This is a genomic window from Streptomyces sp. NPDC002958, assembly GCF_055563255.1.
This window is the reverse complement of record NZ_JBVHDS010000008.1, coordinates 247,996-265,668: the sequence shown is the minus strand read 5'-3', so window position 1 is coordinate 265,668 and position 17,673 is coordinate 247,996. Positions and strand designations below refer to the sequence as shown.

General features: G+C 69.7%; 13 protein-coding genes and 1 pseudogene. 5 read left to right on the top strand and 9 right to left on the bottom strand.

Features of this window, described 5'->3' with window-relative positions; all coding sequences use genetic code 11:
- Window positions 1-107: 107 nt before the first annotated feature.
- The 3 genes from ACZ3IC_RS17470 to ACZ3IC_RS17460 form a co-directional block, all read right to left on the bottom strand.
- Window positions 108-1,367 (bottom strand): NAD(P)/FAD-dependent oxidoreductase, encoded by a 1,260-nt coding sequence (locus ACZ3IC_RS17470; protein ID WP_467417111.1) that lies wholly within the window; start codon window positions 1,365-1,367, stop codon window positions 108-110.
- Between the two features lie 164 nt (window positions 1,368-1,531).
- Window positions 1,532-2,926 (bottom strand): deoxyguanosinetriphosphate triphosphohydrolase, encoded by a 1,395-nt coding sequence (locus ACZ3IC_RS17465; RefSeq protein WP_467417213.1) that lies wholly within the window; start codon window positions 2,924-2,926, stop codon window positions 1,532-1,534.
- A 190-nt stretch (window positions 2,927-3,116) separates the two neighbouring features.
- Window positions 3,117-3,914, bottom strand: coding sequence for a Cof-type HAD-IIB family hydrolase (locus ACZ3IC_RS17460; RefSeq protein WP_467417212.1), 798 nt, complete (start codon window positions 3,912-3,914; stop codon window positions 3,117-3,119).
- Window positions 3,915-4,130: 216 nt separating this feature from the next.
- Between ACZ3IC_RS17460 and ACZ3IC_RS17455 the strand changes: the two genes are divergently transcribed.
- Window positions 4,131-4,871 carry a SanA/YdcF family protein gene (locus ACZ3IC_RS17455; RefSeq protein ID WP_467417108.1) on the top strand — a complete coding sequence of 247 codons (741 nt, stop codon included), beginning with the start codon at window positions 4,131-4,133 and terminating at the stop codon, window positions 4,869-4,871.
- Between the two features lie 145 nt (window positions 4,872-5,016).
- On the opposite strand, the gene cutA is transcribed toward ACZ3IC_RS17455, so the two are convergent.
- Together cutA and ACZ3IC_RS17445 are read right to left on the bottom strand one after the other, a co-directional pair.
- Window positions 5,017-5,355, bottom strand: coding sequence for a divalent-cation tolerance protein CutA (gene cutA, locus ACZ3IC_RS17450; RefSeq protein WP_467417107.1), 339 nt, complete (start codon window positions 5,353-5,355; stop codon window positions 5,017-5,019).
- Between the two features lie 88 nt (window positions 5,356-5,443).
- Window positions 5,444-6,076, bottom strand: a complete 633-nt coding sequence (locus ACZ3IC_RS17445) for an NADPH-dependent FMN reductase (protein WP_467417105.1) — start codon at window positions 6,074-6,076, stop codon at window positions 5,444-5,446.
- Window positions 6,077-6,164: 88 nt separating this feature from the next.
- Between ACZ3IC_RS17445 and ACZ3IC_RS17440 the strand changes: the two are divergent.
- The 3 genes and pseudogenes from ACZ3IC_RS17440 to ACZ3IC_RS17430 form a co-directional block, all read left to right on the top strand.
- A pseudogene (locus ACZ3IC_RS17440) lies at window positions 6,165-6,647 on the top strand (aminotransferase class IV); the annotation flags it as partial.
- Between the two features lie 470 nt (window positions 6,648-7,117).
- Complete coding sequence (locus ACZ3IC_RS17435; RefSeq protein ID WP_467417214.1) at window positions 7,118-7,888, top strand: hypothetical protein; 771 nt, start codon at window positions 7,118-7,120, stop codon at window positions 7,886-7,888.
- 141 nt (window positions 7,889-8,029) lie between these two features.
- Entirely contained in the window at window positions 8,030-8,620 is a 591-nt protein-coding gene (locus ACZ3IC_RS17430) for a class F sortase (protein ID WP_467417211.1), read from the top strand.
- A 24-nt stretch (window positions 8,621-8,644) separates the two neighbouring features.
- Here the strand turns inward: ACZ3IC_RS17430 and ACZ3IC_RS17425 are convergent, their stop codons facing one another.
- From ACZ3IC_RS17425 to dusB, 4 genes are all read right to left on the bottom strand, one after another.
- A complete protein-coding gene (locus ACZ3IC_RS17425; RefSeq protein ID WP_467417102.1) occupies window positions 8,645-9,433 on the bottom strand; it encodes a sulfite exporter TauE/SafE family protein in 789 nt (262 codons plus the stop codon).
- 165 nt (window positions 9,434-9,598) lie between these two features.
- The gene (locus ACZ3IC_RS17420) at window positions 9,599-10,573 is read right to left on the bottom strand and encodes an ArsR/SmtB family transcription factor (protein ID WP_467417100.1); all 975 of its coding nucleotides are present in this window, start codon (window positions 10,571-10,573) and stop codon (window positions 9,599-9,601) included.
- A gap of 511 nt (window positions 10,574-11,084) precedes the next feature.
- Window positions 11,085-13,832 carry a pyruvate, phosphate dikinase gene (gene ppdK / locus ACZ3IC_RS17415; protein WP_467417098.1) on the bottom strand — a complete coding sequence of 916 codons (2,748 nt, stop codon included), beginning with the start codon at window positions 13,830-13,832 and terminating at the stop codon, window positions 11,085-11,087.
- An 867-nt stretch (window positions 13,833-14,699) separates the two neighbouring features.
- A complete protein-coding gene (gene dusB / locus ACZ3IC_RS17410) occupies window positions 14,700-15,848 on the bottom strand; it encodes a tRNA dihydrouridine synthase DusB (RefSeq protein WP_467417095.1) in 1,149 nt (382 codons plus the stop codon).
- Window positions 15,849-15,918: 70 nt separating this feature from the next.
- Between dusB and ACZ3IC_RS17405 the strand changes: the two genes are divergently transcribed.
- Window positions 15,919-17,403, top strand: a complete 1,485-nt coding sequence (locus ACZ3IC_RS17405) for an MFS transporter (RefSeq protein ID WP_467417094.1) — start codon at window positions 15,919-15,921, stop codon at window positions 17,401-17,403.
- Window positions 17,404-17,673 lie beyond the last annotated feature (270 nt).

Here is a 17,673-nt window from a genome sequence, read left to right as displayed (position 1 = left end):
CGGGGCCATCGGGCGGAACGGCCGACTCGGCTCGGCTCGGCTCGGCTCGGCTCAGCTCCGCTCGACTCCGCTCGACTCAGCTCGGGCTCCGCTCAGCTCCGCTCAGATCAGATCAGGGACTCCAGCGGTACCGACGGGTCCGCCAGCGCGTCCGGGTCGATCTGCCGGCCGGACCGGACCAGCTTCTGCACGGTCTCGGTGACGTCCCACACGTTGACGTTCATCCCGGCCAGTACCCGGCGGTCCTTCAGCCAGAAGGCGATGAACTCGCGCTTCCCCGCATCGCCGCGGATGACCACCTGGTCGTAGCTGCCCGGTGGCGCCCAGCCCGAGTATTCGAGGCCGAGGTCGTACTGGTCGGAGAAGAAGTAGGGCACCCGGTCGTAGCTGACGTCCATGCCGAGCATGGCGCGGGCCGCGGCCGGGCCGCTGTTCAGCGCGTTCGCCCAGTGCTCCACGCGCAGCCGGGCGCCGAGCAGCGGATGGGCCATGTTGGCGACGTCACCGGCCGCGAAGATGTGCGGGTCGGAGGTGCGCAGGGACGCGTCGACAGCGATGCCGCCGCCGTCCGCGCGTGCGGCGATGTCGAGCCCCGCGGCTTCGGCGAGTGCGGTGCGGGGGGCGGCACCGATCGCGGCGAGTACGTCGTGGGCGGGGTGCTCCTCGCCGTCGTCGGTGCGGACCGCGAGGACTAGGCCGTCCTGACCGATGATCTCGGTGAGGCGGACGCCGAAGTGGAAGCGGACACCGTGGTCGCTGTGCAGATCGGTGAAGATCTGGCCGAGTTCCGGTCCGACGACCTGGTGCAACGGGGTCGGCTCCGGTTCGACGACGGTGACCTCGGCGCCGTATCCGCGCGCCACCGCCGCGACCTCCAGGCCGATCCAGCCGGCCCCGGCGATCACCAGATGGCCGTTGTCGCGGCCGAGGGCTGCCAGTACGTTGCGCAGTCGGTCGGCGTGGGCGAGGCGGCGCAGATGATGTACGCCGGTCAGGTCCGTACCCGGAATGGGGAGGCGGCGCGGCTCGGCCCCGGTGGTGAGCAGCAGCTTGTCGTAATGGACGACGGTGCCGTCGCCGAGCTGTACGGCGCGGGCCTCCCGGTCGAGGGTGGTGACGGGCTGGCCCAGGTGGAGCTCGATGTCGGCGCCCGCGTACCAGGCGGTCTCGTGGACGAAGACGCTGTCCCGTTCCTCCTTGCCGGACAGATAGCCCTTGGAGAGCGGAGGCCGTTCGTACGGATGGTCGCGTTCATCGCCGAGAAGGATCACCCGGCCGCTGAAACCCTCCGCCCGGAGTGTCTCGGCTGCCTTCGCTCCTGCCAGTCCTCCGCCGACGATGACGAACGTCCGATGTGCGTCGACCACTTGATGCCTCCTCGGTGCTTGCTGCGCGGGGCCCGACTGCGAGCGTCCCGCACGCAGCGTGATGGCGAAAGAGGGTGTACCCCGATCAGGTCACACCCAGTGGTCACAGGCCGGTCCTGGCGGCTCCCCGTTGCCCGGTCCGGATATCTGGTTACTGTGGGAGTTCAGCTTCGGCGGTGCCGGTCCGACGGGCCACGCGGCGCGGTGCGGTAGGCGGAACGCGCGGGGGACGCATGCAGGGAGCGTGCCGAGGCGTCGGTCAGGGCGGCGATCTGGTCGACCAGGACCCGCTTGCGGGCCCTGTCGTCGGGGGCTGCGTCGAACAGTGCCCGGAACTGCGGTTCCAGCCCCTCCGGGGCGCGTGCGGTCAGTGCGGCGGCCAGTTCCGCGATGACGATCCGCTGGTCGGCGCGGATCGCCTCCTGCTCGGCCCGCTGTATGACGTACCGGTCGGCGACCGCCTTGAGCACGGCGCATTCGTTGCGTGCCTCGCGGGGGACGACGAGCTCGGCGGCGTACCGGCCGAGGCGGCCCGTCCCGTACGCCAGTCGTGTGCTGTTCTCGGCGGCGAGGCAGAACCGGCCGATCAGCTGGCTCGTCGCGTCCTTCAGCCGGGCCTGGGCGACGGCGGATCCGTCGTAGCCGTGCGGCCACCACTCCTGGCCGATGAGCCGGTCCAGGGCGTCGGCCAGTTCCTCGGGTTCGGTGTCCGCCGGGACGTAGCGGCCGATGGCGACTGCCCAGATCGCATTCCGCTCCGGCTCGGCGTAGAGGCAGTTGGGGTCGATGTGCCCGGCGTGCAGTCCGTCCTCGAAGTCGTGCACCGAGTACGCGACGTCGTCGGACCAGTCCATGACCTGGGCCTCGAAGCACTTGCGGTCCTTCGGGGCACCCGTGCGGGCCCACTCGAAGACGGGCAGGTCGTCCTCGTACACCCCGAATTTCGGCGAGCCGGGGTCGGTGGGGTGCGCGCCGCGCGGCCACGGGTACTTGGTGGCGGCGTCCAGAGCGGCACGGGTCAGGTTGAGTCCGACGCTGACCAGCTCGCCGGTCCGGGTGTCGGGCACGAACCGCTTCGGTTCGAGCCTGGTCAGCAGGCGCAGCGACTGGGCGTTGCCCTCGAAGCCGCCGCAGTCCGACGCGAAGTCGTTGAGCGCCTGCTCCCCGTTGTGTCCGAACGGTGGGTGGCCCAGGTCGTGGGCGAGGCAGGCCGTCTCGACCAGATCGGGGTCGCAGCCGAGCGCCGCCCCGAGTTCGCGGCCGACCTGGGCGCATTCCAGGGAGTGGGTGAGCCGGGTCCGCGGGCTGGCGTCCCAGGCATGACTGCGGGTGCCGGGGGTGACGACCTGGGTCTTCCCGGCGAGCCTGCGCAGTGCGGCGGAGTGCAGCACACGGGCGCGGTCACGCTGGAATGCGGTGCGACCGGGCCGTTTGTCCGGCTCGGTGTCCCAGCGCTCGGCGTCGGCCGCGCCGTAGGGGGCTGTGCCGTGGTCCGGTGTTGCCGTGCCCGGTGTGCCCGGTGTTCCCTGCGTACCCGGTGTTCCCTGCGTGCCGTCCATGCCGTCCATGCCGTCCATGCCGTCCATGGTTCCGACAGTAAACGGCCGGGCCGACAGGAGGGCTCAGGCATGGACCGATGGTGCAGGGCCGGGGTTGCCGCACCGTTGCGTGAGGGTGACGGGTGCATTCCGCGGACGCATCGAGCGGTCGGGACGGTGCCGGGCGGGGTACCGGTGTCCAGTCTCGGTATCAGGCCGCGCCGCCGAAGAGCCGCTCGATGATGTGCGCGACCCCGTCCTCCTCGTTGGACAGCGTGTGCGTCCGCATGGCGGCCAGCACGCTCGGGTGGGCGTTTCCCATCGCGTAGCCGGTTCCGGCCCAGTCGAGGACGGTCAGATCGTTGGGCATGTCCCCGAAGGCGATGACCTCCGTGGCGTCGATGCCCCGTCCTGCGCAGAGCATCGAGAGGGTGTCGGCCTTGGTGACGCCGGACGCGCTGATCTCCAGCAGCCCGCGCCCGCCGGAGTGGGTGAGCTGTACCTCGTCCCCCGCGCCTTCCTGGGCCGCGGCCAGCAGGGCATCCGCGTCGAGCCGGTCCGACCAGGCGAGCAGCTTGCTGACGGGGGCATCGGTCAGCCACAGGTCCGCCCGCGAGGGTACGGGCAGCTCGGCGTCAATGTCCTCGGAGAGCCGCAGCCGGTAGGCGGGTTCGTACAGGATGTGGCTGCCGGTCTCCAGAGCGAAGCCGATCTCGGGCACGGCGGCGGCGAGCGCGGTGGCCACGCGCCGGGCGGTGGCGAGGGGCAGGGCGCGGGAGGAGACGACGGTGCGCGTCCCGATGTCGTACACCAGCGCCCCGTTGCTGCACACGGCCGTCCCCGCGAGGCCGGCGGCCTCGGCGAGCCGGTCGACGAATCTGGGCGGCCGGGCGGTGACGAGGACGACCTCCACACCGGCTCTCTCGGCCGTGCGCAGGGCACGCAGAGTGCGGGGCGAGAGGGTGCCGTCGTTGCGCAGGAGTGTGCCGTCGAGATCGGAGGCGATCAGCCGTGGAAGCAACATTGCCCGATGCTACTGGGCGGCCTCCAAACGTCCCGACGGCCTGCCGGGCTCGGTCGAGTCGCGCCGGAGCCGCACGCCGGGCCCGCCTTGTCGGAAACGGTAACGAAATCAAAGAAACCGGGAGATGGAGAACCCTTTCTCCCCCTCGGCCGTCCGATCATGTGGGACAGCACGGCACAGGGCACGGACGGGGGGACTCCCATGCGAGAGAAGCAGAGGCAGAGAGAGAAGCAGCCGGGACGGCCGGCGTGGATCGGGCGGATCGGGCGGACGCGGCCGCGTTGGCCGCGGACGCGGCGCGGGCAGCGGCGGGTCGTGCAGGGGGTGATGGTCGCCTGTGTGGCGGCGCTGGCGCCCGCGACCTGGATGTACTCCGTCGCCGACGCCCGCATCAGGACGACCGCGGACGCACCCGCGCAGCAGGTCGCCATGGTGTTCGGGGCCGGGCTCTGGGAGGGCAAGCCGTCGCCGTACCTCGCGAACCGGCTGAATGCCGCCGCCGAGCTGTACCGGGACGGAAAGGTGAAGGTCGTGCTCGTGACCGGTGACAACAGCCGGAAGGAGTACGACGAACCGGATGCCATGCGCACGTATCTCAGGGCGCACGGGGTGCCGGACGAGCGGATCGTGAGCGATTTCGCCGGGTTCGACACCTGGGACTCGTGCGTCCGGGCCAAGAAGATCTTCGGGGTCGACCGCGCGGTGCTGGTGAGCCAGGGGTTCCACATCCGGCGGGCGATCGCGCTGTGCCGGTCCGCGGGGATCGATGCGTACGGGGTCGGCGTCGACGCCGTACACGATGCGACCTGGTACTACGGCGGGACACGGGAGATGTTCGCGGCGGGGAAGGCGGCCCTGGACGCCGTGTTCAAGCCCGACCCGCACTTCCTGGGGCCGGAGGAGCCCGGGATCGGGGAGGCTCTGGCGGCGGACGAGCGGTAGGCGGTGCGGCGACGAGGGCCGACGGCCAAGGGCGGACGCCGACGGCCAAGGGCGGACGCCGACGGCCAAGGGCGGGCACCGGCAACCCGGGACGAGCGCCGTCGCTCCAGGACGGGTTACCGGCGGCTCAGGACGGAGACCGGCCCTAGAGAGAGGTCACCGGGGCCACCTCCGCCGAGACCCAGCCGAGATAGCGGTCGCTGCCCCGTACCACCGGGATCGCGATGATCTCCGGTGTTTCATAGTCGTGCGCCGCCAGGAGATGGGCCTCCAGTTCGTCGTACCGCTCGGTCGTCGTCTTGAACAGCAGCCGCCATTCCTCGGTGGTCTCGATGGCGTTCTGCCAGCGGTAGACCGAGGTGACGGGCGCGGAGATCTGCACGCAGGCGGCGAGCCGCGCCTCCACCGCGCCCTGCGCCAGGGAATGGGCCTTCTCCTCGCTGTCCGTCGTGGTCAGTACGGTCAGCCATGCCGGCGTCGTCACCTTCGGGCTCCTCGGTCTCGGTTACGGGGCGTCCACGCTCCCTACGCCAATTGTCGGGGGCATTGCGGCGCGGCGCAGTGTCCCGCGGTCAGACGCCGTACGGACGGACGGCCTTGGCGTCACGCAGCGCGCGCCCCCACCAGATCAGCTGGTCGAGCAGCGTCTTGGCCGCCGCGTCGCAGCCCGAAGGGTCCTTGTGCCTGCCCTCGTCGTCGAACAGGGCCCCCACGTTGTGGAACGACACGGTTTCGCGGATGCCGACGGTGTGCAGTTCCGCGAAGACCTGCCTCAGGTGCTCGACGGCGCGCAGACCGCCGGAGACTCCGCCGTACGAGACGAAGGCGACGGGCTTGGCCTGCCACTCGGCGTGGTGCCAGTCGATGAGGTTCTTCAACGGGGCCGGGAACGAGTGGTTGTACTCGGGGGTGATAACAACGAAAGCTTCGGCCGCCGCCAACCTGGGTGACACGGCAGCCAGTTGGGCCTGCGCATCGGCGTCGGGCCGGTGGGAGAGGGCGATCGGGAGGTCGAGTTCCGCGATGTCGATCAGGTCGGTCCCGATGTCGGGGTGACCGGCGGTGCGCGAGAGGAACCAGTCGGAGACGACGGGGGCGAACCGCCCCTCGCGATTACTGGCGAGGATGACCGCGACCTTGAGGGGTGCGGTGGAGACGGTCGGGAATACGGATGCGTTGGATGAAGGTGTTGCGGTGAGGTCCATACGGAGAGGCTCATATGTCAACCATGGTTGAGGTCAAGTCCTCTCCGTCGAGAGCCACCGTCGCGCGTCGCGGCATACGGTGGATCGCATGACGACTCGCCCTTCCGCACCCTTCCCGTACGCGGAGTTCGACGGGCACCCGGCCACCGAGGCGGATCTGCGGATTCCCGCCTTCCTCAACTACGGCCATTTCACGGCTATGCAGGTCAGGGGCGGAAAGGTGCACGGCCTCGCCCTGCATCTGGCCCGGCTGGACTCCGCCAACCAGGAGCTGTTCGAGCGCGCACTGGACGGGGAACGGGTCCGCGAACTGATCAGGCACGCGCTGGACAGTGCCGGGGTACGGGACGCCTCGACCCGAGTGCACGGCTTTCTGCCGCCGGGCGACACGGAGACGACCGTCATGGTCACGGTGCGCGAGCCGGCGCAGAAGTCCGCCGAACCACACAGCCTGATGTCCGTTCCGTACGCCCGGGCCGTGCCGCACATCAAGCGTCCCGGCGAGTTCAGCCAGACGTACTACGCGAGGCTCGCGGCACGCGCCGGTTTCGACTTCGACGAGGCCCTGCTGAAGCGGTTCAGGCAGCTGATCTCCGGCACGCTCTGCGCCCGGGTGCGGCCGCCGGTGGTCGAATGGTTCGCCGCCGCTCCGGCCTGAGATCGCCGCACCACGGAAGGCCCTGGCACGGATCCGCCCTCACCGGACCCAGGGGGTGGACCCGGTGAGGGCGGCGGCCTGGGGCGGCCGGGTGCACCGTCCCGTGGGGGGTGTCAGACGTGTGCCCGGCACCCACAAGGTCATGCATGTGATGTACGCCACTCTCCTTCGGGGTGGCGTCACCCGATCGGCACCGGGCGGCGCGGGACCCGTCGCCCTCACTTCGATCACCGCCGTGACCTGCACACATGCACCTTGGCAAGGATGCCGCGCCGCGCCGATCGGGTGAAAGCTGACTCGGTGTCAGCAGGCATGGGTGGCAGGCCGCCCGTTAGCTCGAGGTCAGGACACACCTACTTGCGCCATTGCCGGAGGAACCCCCCATGCGTCCTGCCCGCCTAGTGACCGGTACCGCCGCTTCCGCGGTCACCATAGCCGCGCTCGGCCTCTTCACCGCCGGGGCGACCGCCTACGCAGGTGATGCCGGCACGCTGCGGATCAGCTCGCCGGCCGTGCCGCGGGCCAACGGCGACCCGGAGGCGCAGGGTGCCGATCAGGACGGAGGGGGCAACTCCGCCGGGTCCGGGCTCGACACTCCCTTCCGCCTCGACAATCCGTCCGGCCTCGATGTCCCCTCGCTGCTCGATTCCGTCGGCGGCCTCGACGCCTTCTCCGGGCTCGACAACCCCTCCGGGAACGAGGGCTCGAACGAGCGTGAGAGCCGGAACCCGTCCGAGGACGAGGGCTCGGCAAAACAGGACAGCTCGTCATCCGGGCAGCACAGCTCATCGTCCGGACGCGACAACTCGTCACCCGGGCATGACAGCTCATCGGGACGCGACAACTCATCGTCCGGGCATGACCACTCATCCGGACGCGACAACTCATCGTCCGGGCAAAACCACTCATCGTCCGGGCATGACAGCTCATCCGGACGCGACAGCTCATCGTCCGGACGCGACAGCTCATCGTCCGGACGCGACAACTCGTCCGTACCCGACGGCCCCAGCGGGCACGTCAAAACTGGTGTCGGCGGCAGCGTCCGGCCCGACACCACCCAGATCGCGGCGGGCGCCGGCGTACTCGCCGCGACCGCCGTCGGCGGAGCCTGGCTCCTGCGTCGCCGGGCGAGCGGCACGCAGGAAGCAGGCTGACGGAGGCGGATTCACGTCTCCGTACCGCCTGGTTTCCGTCCCGGTGGCCGCGCACCACCGGGACGGGACTGCTCGTACCGTCCCCATTTCGTCTCCCGAAGGACGACCGTGTCCCAGAAGGCCAAGAGTTGGCTGCTGGTCATGGCAGCACTGGCCGGTGTCTGGCTGATCCGTCACGGCGCCGGTGCCGAGCTGCTCCCGCCCCAGCCGACCGGCGCCCAGGCCTTCGCGGACGGCCCCGAGCCGCAGCCGGGGTCTCCGGTAGCCGAACCGCTGAAGCCCTCGGCGCCCGTACGCATCCGGATCCCGAGCATTCGGGTGGACGCCCCGATCATGCGGCTGGGGCTCGGGGCCGACGGCAGTCTCGATGTACCGCCGGCCGGGGACCGTAACGTCGTCGGCTGGTACCGGGACGGCACTCCCCCCGGCTCCAAGGGCAGCGCGATCGTCGCCGGTCATGTCGACAACGCACAGGGTCGGTCGGTCTTCTACGACCTGGGCACCCTGCAGAAGGGCAACAAGGTCGAAGTGGTCCGCCAGGACGGGCGTACCGCCGTCTTCTCACTCGACGCGATCGAGGTCTACGACAGCGAGAACTTCCCCGACGAGCGGGTGTACGGCGCGTCGCCCTACGCCTCGATGCGGCTGATCACCTGCGGCGGCGGTTTCTCGGAGGCAACGGGTTACGAGGGCAACGTGGTGGCGTACGCGCACCTCACCGAGGTGCGGTGAACCCGGCCGCGGGCCGCCCATGGCTCATGCCGTCCACTGGTCGAACGCCAGCTTCGCAACCAGTGAGAACACCACGACCAGCAGCACCCCGCGGACGAACTCGCTGCCCTTCCTGAGCGCCATCCGCGCCCCGATCAGCCCGCCCGCCAGGTTGAACACCGCCATCAGCGCGGCCAGTTCCCACAACACGCTGCCCTGGTATGCGAACATCGCCAGCGCACCGCCGTTGGTGCAGACGTTGACGATCTTGGCGGTGGCGGACGCCGTCACCAGATCGAGGTGGAGCACCGCGGTCAGCGCCAGCACCAGGAACGTTCCGGTGCCGGGGCCGAACAGCCCGTCGTAGAAGCCGATGCCGCCGCCGACCAGCACGATCGCGGTGACGGTGCGGGCCCGGGTGACCTTCTGCCGCGTACCGTCGTCCGCCGCCCTGCCGAACGAGGGCCGCAGCATCACGAACGCCGCGACCGCCAGCAGCACCACCATGATGACCGGGCGCAACACCTCGCTGCTGATCCCGGCGGCGAAGAACGCGCCGGTCATCGATCCGGCCAGCGCCGCGAGCCCGATCCGCAGGGCCGTCCCGACCTTCACCGGTGCCTTGCGTACGTAGGTCACGGCGGCGCCCGCCGTACCGACGATCGCGACCGCCTTGTTGGTGCCGAGTACGTGCGCGGCCGGGACATGCGGCAGGCCCAGCAGGAGGGCGGGCAGCAGGAGCAAGCCACCGCCGCCGACCACCGCGTCGATCCAGCCCGCCGCGGCCGCGGCGAGGCAGAGGACGACCAGGGTGGTGAGTGCTATGTCGGGCATGGTCGCGACCTTAAGGACGCGATACGTGCTTCGTCCAACCAGTTCGACCGAATCGCGGGAAAGTTGAGCCAAGCCTGAGGTTCCCGGGCGGCTTTACGAAAGGTAGACGGCGGGGCTGCGCAGAACTCATCGGTATCGGCGAAGAAAAGTTTCCGACCTCCGGTATCAGGACATGGCGAGCGGTGCGCCGCCCCGGAGCAGCGATCCGCCCAGCGGGGTCAGCGTGTGCAGGACGGAGCTGCCGTGCCGCAGTGTGTGGATCAGGCCGGCCTCGCGCAGCACGCAGGCGTGCTGGCTCGCCGAGGCGAGGGAGACCCCTGCCCGGCGGGCGAGTTCGCTGGTCGTGCAACCGTTGCCGATGGCCCTCAGGACCGTCGAGCGGGTGTTGCCGAGGAGCCGGCCGAGCCAGGGTCCCGGATCGGCGAAGACCGGGGCGCGGGAGTGGGTGACCGGGTATACGAGGACCGGCGGAAGCTGCGGGTCGCGGTAGACGACCGGGGTGACGCGGCAGAAGAAGGACGGCTGGAGCAGTAACCCCCGTCCGTCCAGATGGAGTTCACGGTCGACGGGGTAGTCCGCCTCCAGTACGGGGGCCCGCCAGCGGATCATGGGCGGGAGGGAGGCGAGCAACTCTTCCGCACCGCCGTCCAGAAGGGCCCGGCCGCGGACGGCGCGGTCGGCCTCGATGCTGGCCTGGATATGCGGCCAGTACGGTTCGACAGCGGCGCGGTGGTAGCTGCGCAGGGCGCCGATGAGCCGGTCGAGCGGATCGACACGCCCGTCCGGGGCGCGGCCCGCCTCGCGGCGTTCGGCGCCCAGCAGGGCGAGTTCGGCGCGGATCCGCCGGGGCGGGGTGTTGCGCAGCGCCTCGATTCCGGCGTCGATGCCGTATGGTTCGCCACTTTCCTGAGATGGCGTCAGAAAATCCGGGAAATAGCCGCGGCGCGGAATCACCGCGGCCAGCAGGCGTACTTCGCCATTCAATCGGGGCCGGGTTTCCGTACGCCATTTCCCGAACACCGTGGAACCGCGCCGGTCCCTCAGCCGATGGAAACTCAGAGTGGTTTCCCACAGCGCATCCGGCCGGGTGGCCATCCGCACCTTGGAAAGGTCCACTCCGGACATATGGATGCGCAGCACCGAACCCCCACCTGTTGCACCTGCAATTACCCCCCACCCAAGGGTAGGTGATCCGTAACAGCACGTCACCACGGGGTTTCGGCCAGAGGTGAAACGTCTCGCCCCGCACGTCGTCACCCGAAAAGCTGTACGACGTCGGGTACGAATCCGGAGCCACCGGAAGAGCGAGTGAAGGCCGTGGGGGGTTTTGCTCGTTCGGCGGCGGTCGGCGACGGTGCGGCTCCGTACCCGACGGGGGTAAGCCGGGTGCGGCCCACGGATGGGGATCCATGGGCCGCACCCCGGTCCGTTCCCGGCCGATGTCTTTGCATATTGAACGAACTTTGCGTATCGAACCGTATGGGACGAGGGAAAGACACAACGTCGAACAACCATTTCCCCCAGAACAAACCGCGGGGGCGGCACCCTCGCACAGGGTGCCGCCGCCTCTTGGTGTTCCAAAGCCGCCGTCGGGTCGGTGAGGTCGGTGTGAGCCGACGACGGTTCCGGTGTCAGGTGGTGTGGTGCCGGGTCAGCGGCTGTCGCTGCCCTTCGAGTCCGCCGCCGCCCGGCCCGCTTCCAGGCGTGCGACGGGGATACGGAACGGGGAGCAGGACACGTAGTCCAGGCCCACCTCGTGGAAGAAGTGCACCGACTCCGGGTCGCCGCCGTGCTCGCCGCAGACACCGAGCTTCAGGTCCGGGCGGGTGGCCCGGCCGGCCGCGACGGCGCTGCGGACCAGCGAGCCGACGCCGTCCTTGTCGATCGTCTCGAACGGCGACACCCCGAAGATGCCCTTCTCCAGGTACGCGGTGAAGAACGACGCCTCCACGTCGTCACGGGAGAAGCCCCACACCGTCTGGGTCAGGTCGTTCGTACCGAAGGAGAAGAACTGCGCGGCCTCGGCGATCTGGCCGGCGGTCAGCGCGGCGCGCGGCAGCTCGATCATCGTGCCGATGGTGAGCTTCAGCCGGGTGCCGGTGGCGGCCTCGACCTCGGCGATGACCTGGTCGGCCTCCTCCCGCACGATCTCCAGTTCCTGGACCGTGCCGACGAGCGGAATCATGATCTCGGCACGCGGGTCGCCCTTGGCGTTCTTGCGGGCCGCCGCGGCCTCGGCGATCGCCCGTACCTGCATGGCGAACAGGCCGGGGATGACGAGACCGAGACGGACCCCGCGCAGACCGAGCATCGGGTTCTGCTCGTGCAGCTTGTGCACGGCCTGGAGCAGGCGCAGGTCGTTCTCGTTGGCGTCCTTGCGGGACTCGGCGAGCGCGACCCGTACCGAGAGCTCGGTGATGTCGGGCAGGAACTCGTGCAGCGGCGGGTCGAGCAGCCGTACGGTGACGGGCAGTCCGTCCATCGCCTCGAACAGCTCGACGAAGTCGGCCCGCTGGAGCGGGAGCAGCTCCTCCAGTGCGGCTTCGCGCTCGGCGTCGGTGTCCGCGAGGATCAGCTTCTCGACCATCTCGCGGCGCTCGCCGAGGAACATGTGCTCGGTGCGGCACAGGCCGATGCCCTGGGCGCCGAAGCGGCGGGCGCGCAGCGCGTCCTCGGCGTTGTCGGCGTTGGCCCGCACCCGCAGTCGGCGCACCCGGTCCGCGTACGCCATGATCCGGTGCACGGCGGCGACCAGCTCGTCGGCGTCGTCGGCGCCCGCGTGCATCCGGCCCTCGAAGTACTCGACGACCGGGGACGGCACGACGGGGACCTCACCGAGGTACACCTTGCCGGTGGAGCCGTCGATGGAGACGACGTCGCCCTCCTCGATGACCCGGCCGCCCACCGTCATCCGGCGGCGCTTGGTGTCGACTTCGAGGTCCTCGGCGCCGCAGACACAGGTCTTGCCCATGCCTCGGGCGACGACGGCGGCGTGCGAGGTCTTGCCGCCGCGCGAGGTCAGGATGCCCTCGGCCGCGATCATGCCGTCGAGGTCGTCGGGGTTGGTCTCACGGCGGATGAGAATGACCTTCTCACCGGACCGGGACCACTTCACCGCGGTGTACGAGTCGAAGACGGCCTTACCGACCGCGGCGCCCGGCGACGCGGCGATGCCACGGCCCAGCAGCTCGGTCTTCGCATCGTCGTCGAAGCGCGGGAACATCAGCTGCGCGAGCTGCGCCCCGGTGACCCGCTGAAGTGCCTCGGCCTCGTCGATCAGGCCCTGGTCGACGAGCTGCGTCGCGATCCGGAAGGCGGCACCGGCGGTGCGCTTGCCGACCCGGGTCTGGAGCATCCACAGCTGGCCGCGCTCGATGGTGAACTCGATGTCGCACAGGTCCTTGTAGTGCGTCTCGAGGGTTTCCATGATCTGCATCAGCTGGTCGTACGACTTCTTGTCGATCGACTCCAGCTCGGCGAGCGGCACCGTGTTGCGGATACCGGCGACGACGTCCTCGCCCTGCGCGTTCTGCAGGTAGTCGCCGTAGACGCCCTGGTGACCGCTGGCCGGGTCACGGGTGAACGCGACACCCGTACCGGAGTCGGGGCCGAGGTTGCCGAAGACCATCGAGCAGACGTTGACGGCCGTGCCGAGGTCGCCGGGGATGCGCTCCTGGCGACGGTAGAGCTTGGCCCGGTCGGTGTTCCACGAGTCGAAGACGGCCTTTATGGCCAGGTCCATCTGCTCGCGCGGGTCCTGCGGGAAGTCACGCCCGGCGTCTCGCGAGACGATCTTCTTGAACTGCTTGACCAGCTTCTTCAGGTCGGCCGCGTCGAGATCCACGTCGACCGTGACGCCCTTGGCCTCCTTCGCCGCCTCCAGCGCCTCCTCGAAGAGGTCGCCGTCGACACCGAGGACGGTCTTGCCGAACATCTGGATGAGGCGGCGGTAGGAGTCCCACGCGAACCGCTCGTCGCCGGCCTGGGCGGTGAGACCGACCACGGACGCGTCGGAGAGGCCGATGTTGAGAACCGTGTCCATCATGCCGGGCATCGAGAACTTCGCGCCGGAGCGGACCGAGACCAGCAGCGGGTCGTCCGCCTGGCCGAGCTTCTTGCCCATCCGCGCCTCGAGGGCGTCGAGATGCGCGCTGACCTCGGCGCGCAGCTCCGTCGGCTCCTCGCCACTGTCGAGGTAGACCTTGCAGGCCTCCGTGGTGATGGTGAAGCCCGGAGGGACGGGGAGCCCGAGGTTGGTCATCTCGGCGAGGTTGGCGCCCTTCCCGCCGAGGAGGTCCTTCAGATCCTTGTTGCCCTCGGTGAAGTCATAAACGAACTTCCGGCCCTGGGGCTCCCGGGGTTCCGGGGTGGATACGTGGGGATCTTTGTTTTCCGACACGGGTCTCGACTCCTCGAGGACGCGGTGGCTGCCCTGACGGCGAGGAACATACCCAGATCGAAGGTGTCTGGGTACGTCCACTTGCGCGTCATGAGGCCTCAACCACCCGTCCGCCAGCAGATCGAAAGTGACATGCTCCGTCCCTCGATGGCGAGCAATCTTCACTTCTTGAACGAATCAGCACTCAGTGCAATCAGAATCCCTTGACTCGTATACGCAGCGCAAGGGAAGCGTCGATCGATCAAATTGGAGCCCGTTGGCACCGAGTGCCATCATTTGAGAAGTGCAGCCCTCAAATTGGCGCTCATTTGAGCGACCTGACTCTCAGGGTGGCGAGAATCACTCTACGGTCGGCGCTCAGATGTCACCATCCGGACGAGTGAGAGGCGACTACTGGTCACTCGTTGATCACCAAGGTGCAGCCGAGTGTGAGCAGATTCGATGCGCGATGCCCCGCGAGGGCGCATCGAGGCTCACCCTTGGCTGGATATCGCCGAATCCGGCCGAATATGACGCTCAGATGAGCGAGGCAAACGAAGAGGCACGCGGTGCCTGTGGTGCCGTGTGCCTCGTGAAGGGCCGACAAGGGCCCGGAGACCCCGAGGGGTCCGGAGGCCCCGAAGGGCCTGGAAGGGTCCCCGGAGACCCCGAAAGGCCCCGGGAAGGTTCCCGGAGGGCCTGAGAAGACCCGGTGGCCCTGGGGAACCATCAGTGGGCCCGGCAGACCCCCGGTGGACCTGGGAACCACCAGTGGGCCCGGCAGACCCCCGGCGGGCCCGGGAACCGCCAATGGGCCCGGGCAGGCCCCCGCTGGGCCGGGGGCCACCAATGGGCCGGGGCAGGTCCCGGAGGACCTCAGGGGCGCCCTCAGCCGCCCGAGGTGTCCAGCTCCGCGTCCGCGCTCACGCCCGCGCAGTCGTACGGGTCCTTCAGCCAGCCGTCCGGCAGCACCACCCGGTTGTTGCCCGAGGTGCGCCCGCGCGGCCCGTCCGCCCCGTCCGGCCACGGCTGGTCGAGGTCCAGCTCCTGCAGCTGCCCGCCCAGCTCGTCCAGCGACGAGGTGATCGCCAGCTTCTTGCGCATCTCGGAGCCGACCGAGAAGCCCTTGAGGTACCAGGCGACATGCTTACGGAAGTCGATCACGCCCCGGGTCTCGTCGCCGATCCACCCCCCCAGCAGCGTCGCGTGCCTCAGCATGACGTCGGCGACCTTGCGGAGTCCGGGCGCCTGCCTCGTCTCCGTACCCTCGAACGCGCTCACCAGGTCACCGAAGAGCCAGGGGCGACCCAGGCAGCCGCGGCCCACGACCACGCCGTCGCAGCCGGTCTCGCGCATCATCCGGCGGGCGTCGTCCGCACACCAGATGTCGCCGTTGCCGAGGACGGGGATCTCCGGGACATGCTCCTTGAGGCGGGCGATGGCGTCCCAGTCGGCCGTGCCGCCATAGTGCTGGGCGGCCGTCCTGCCGTGCAGGGCGACGGCCGTGACGCCCTCCTCCACCGCGATCCGGCCCGCGTCGAGGTAGGTGGTGTGGTCGTCGTCGATGCCCTTGCGCATCTTGATGGTGACCGGCAGATCGCCCGCGTTGGAGACCGCCTGGTGGAGGATCGCGCGCAGCAGCGGCCGCTTGTACGGGAGCGCCGAGCCGCCGCCCTTGCGGGTGACCTTCGGGACCGGGCAGCCGAAGTTCAGGTCGATGTGGTCGGCGAGGTTCTCGTCGACGATCATGCGGACGGCCTTGCCGACCGTGACCGGGTCCACTCCGTACAGCTGGATCGAGCGCGGGGTCTCGCTCGCGTCGAAGTGGATGAGCTGCATGGTCTTCTCATTGCGCTCGACCAGCGCCCGCGTGGTGATCATCTCGCTGACGAACAGCCCCTTGCCGCCGGAGAACTCCCGGCACAGGGTGCGGAACGGGGCGTTGGTGATGCCGGCCATGGGGGCGAGCACCACCGGCGGCTGCACCGTGTGCGGGCCGATCCGGAGCAGCGGGGGCGCGGGGGCGAGCGTGGTCATTGCTCCATTGTCGCGTACGGCGTGGAGCGGCCCGCCAGCAGATTTCGTTAGTTAACCGTACTATCCATGTATGCCTGAGCTGAGCCTCCGTCGACGGCAGTTGGTGCTGGCGATCTGCTGCATGAGCCTGCTGATCGTCAGTCTCGACAACACCGTCCTCAATGTCGCCCTTCCCTCCATGCAGAAAGAACTGCACGCCACCGTCGCAGGCATGCAGTGGACGATCGACGCCTACACCCTCGTCCTCGCCTCGCTGCTGATGCTCGCGGGCTCCACCGCCGACCGGATCGGGCGCCGGAAGATCTTCAAGATAGGGCTCGTCCTCTTCACCCTCGGCTCGGTGCTCTGCTCCCTGGCTCCGAACCTGGAGTCGCTGGTGGCGTTCCGGATGGTGCAGGCGGTGGGCGGCTCAATGCTCAACCCCGTCGCGATGTCGATCATCACCAACACCTTCACCGACCCGCGTGAGCGGGCCCGTGCCATCGGGGTGTGGGGCGGTGTCGTCGGCATCTCCATGGCGGCGGGACCGGTGGTCGGCGGCCTGCTGGTGGACTCGGTCGGCTGGCGGTCGATCTTCTGGATCAATCTGCCGGTCGGTCTGGTCGCACTGCTGCTCACCTGGCGGTACGTCCCCGAGTCACGTGCCCCGAAGCCACGCCGCCCCGACCCCGTGGGGCAGCTGCTGGTGATCGCGCTGCTCGGTTCGCTGACGTACGCGATCATCGAAGCGCCCTCGGCCGGCTGGACCTCGCCACGCATCCTGGTGTTCGCCGCGCTCGCCGTGTGCTCGCTCGTCGGGTTGCTGCTGTACGAGCCCAGGCGCGCCGAACCCCTCATCGATCTGAGGTTCTTCCGCAGCGCCCCGTTCAGCGGGGCCACCGTCATAGCGGTCTGCGCCTTCGCCGCGCTGAGCGGGTTCCTCTTCCTCAACACCCTCTATCTGCAGAACGTGCGCGGGCTGAGCGCGCTGCACGCCGGTCTGTACATGCTGCCGATGGCGGCCCTGACCTTTGTCTGCGCACCACTGTCCGGGCGGCTCGTCGGCAGCCGGGGGCCGCGGCTGCCGCTGCTGGTGGCGGGGGCGGCCATGACGGCGTGCGGGCTGTTGTTCGCCGCGTTCGACGCGGAGACGGACAACGTCCTGCTGTTCACCGGCTATGTGCTGTTCGGCCTGGGCTTCGGCATGGTGAACGCACCGATCACCAACACGGCCGTCTCCGGGATGCCGCGTTCGCAGGCCGGTGTGGCGGCGGCGGTGGCCTCGACCAGCCGACAGGTCGGCGGGACGCTCGGGGTCGCCGTGATCGGTGCGGTGCTGGCGGCGGGCGTGGCCGGTGCCGGGTCCCCGCGCAGCGCCGAGTACGCGGCCGCCTTCGTGGACGCGAGCAAGCCCGCCTGGTGGATCACGACCGGATGCGGGCTGTGCATCCTGCTGGTGGGGGCGCTGACAAGCGGGCGCTGGGCGCGGGAGACGGCGCGTCGGACAGCGGAGCGCCTGGAGGTACGGGCGGGTGCCCCTGCCGGGGATCAGGCGTCGGCGAGCTCCAGGGCCTGAGGGCGCCACAGCCGCTGCCTGGTCTCGTCGTCGGCAGGGACGACGTACGTCACCAGGCGCGGCTCGGACGACGGCCGAGCCTGCGGCTGCCGCGCAGGATGGCGTGAGCACGGGGCGGCAGGCGCGGCTCGGACGACGGCCGAGCCTGCGGCTGCCGCGCAGGATGGCGTGAGCACGGGGCGGCAACGGGGCGTGGGCCCGGATCACTCCAGGTGATCCGGGCCCACGGTCGTACGGGTGATGCCGTACGTGGGATGCCGTACGGGTGAT

Bases quoted from the DNA above. Each gene is read 5' to 3' on its own strand.
- dusB (WP_467417095.1), bottom strand. From the start codon at position 15,848: ATGACCACGCTCGCCCCCGCGCCCCCGCTGCTCCGGATCGGCCCGCAC.
- ACZ3IC_RS17425 (WP_467417102.1), bottom strand. From the start codon at position 9,433: ATGCCCGACATAGCACTCACCACCCTGGTCGTCCTCTGCCTCGCCGCG.
- ACZ3IC_RS17435 (WP_467417214.1), top strand. From the start codon at position 7,118: ATGCGTCCTGCCCGCCTAGTGACCGGTACCGCCGCTTCCGCGGTCACC.
- ACZ3IC_RS17465 (WP_467417213.1), bottom strand. From the start codon at position 2,926: ATGGACGGCACGCAGGGAACACCGGGTACGCAGGGAACACCGGGCACA.
- ACZ3IC_RS17405 (WP_467417094.1), top strand. From the start codon at position 15,919: ATGCCTGAGCTGAGCCTCCGTCGACGGCAGTTGGTGCTGGCGATCTGC.
- ACZ3IC_RS17445 (WP_467417105.1), bottom strand. From the start codon at position 6,076: ATGGACCTCACCGCAACACCTTCATCCAACGCATCCGTATTCCCGACC.
- ACZ3IC_RS17455 (WP_467417108.1), top strand. From the start codon at position 4,131: ATGCGAGAGAAGCAGAGGCAGAGAGAGAAGCAGCCGGGACGGCCGGCG.
- ACZ3IC_RS17430 (WP_467417211.1), top strand. From the start codon at position 8,030: ATGGCAGCACTGGCCGGTGTCTGGCTGATCCGTCACGGCGCCGGTGCC.